Origin of the sequence: Aurantimonas sp. A3-2-R12 (assembly GCF_036016755.1) — a bacterium.
GTDB lineage: Bacteria > Pseudomonadota > Alphaproteobacteria > Rhizobiales > Rhizobiaceae > Aurantimonas > Aurantimonas coralicida_A.
Map to the genome: position 1 here is coordinate 1 of NZ_JAYXIH010000143.1, position 726 is coordinate 726.

General features: G+C 63.8%; 1 protein-coding gene. It reads left to right on the forward strand.

Annotation, left to right across the window (positions count from 1 at the left end):
* Window positions 1-449: transposase (locus VSX60_RS22455; protein WP_327626449.1), on the forward strand; the 449-nt coding region annotated here is incomplete at its 5' end.
* Window positions 450-726: the final 277 nt, after the last annotated feature.

The following is a 726-nucleotide window of genomic DNA, read 5'->3' on the forward strand; positions in this document are numbered from 1 at the left end:
AGGCCCGAACGAAGCGCGCCGCGGAATTGGCCGCCTCGGCCGACACGGCAAAGCGTTTGCAGACGATGCCGGGTGTCGGACCGCTGACTGCGTTGGCGGTCGAGGCCTTTGCTCCGGACATGACAAGCTTCCGGCGCGGCCGGGACTTCGCGGCATGGCTCGGGCTTGTCCCGCGTCAGCATTCCACGGGCGGCAAGCAACGGTTGGGGCGTGTGTCGAAGGCCGGCCAGGCCGACATCCGACGGCTCCTGATTATCGGGGCGATGTCGCGACTGAACTGGCTGGGCCGCCGGACGATTCCCGAGGGGTCCTGGCTCGCGCGCATGGCGGCGCGAAAGCCGCGGATGCTCGTCGCCATCGCTCTGGCGAATAAGATGGCGCGGGCAATTTGGGCCATGCTGACGAAGAACGAGGACTATCGGGATCCGGCATGGGCTGCCGCTGCATGAACTTCATGAGCTTCATGACGCGGACGACAGCCCGACGCCGGTGACGGGGTGTGAGAAGCCGAAGACCTGAATGGGCAAAAGATCGAACAGATCCGGACGGTAAAACCAGGCGATACGCCAGAGCCCCGAGCTCGTTTCATAGATTTGGACCCGTTCCGCGGATCACCATACCGGCCAGCGGCACGTGAACGCCGCAGAAACAGGCCTGACACAAGACCGCGCTCGATCACATGCTCATTGGTTGAAAACTTCTTGCATCACGGGCGGCAACCACACA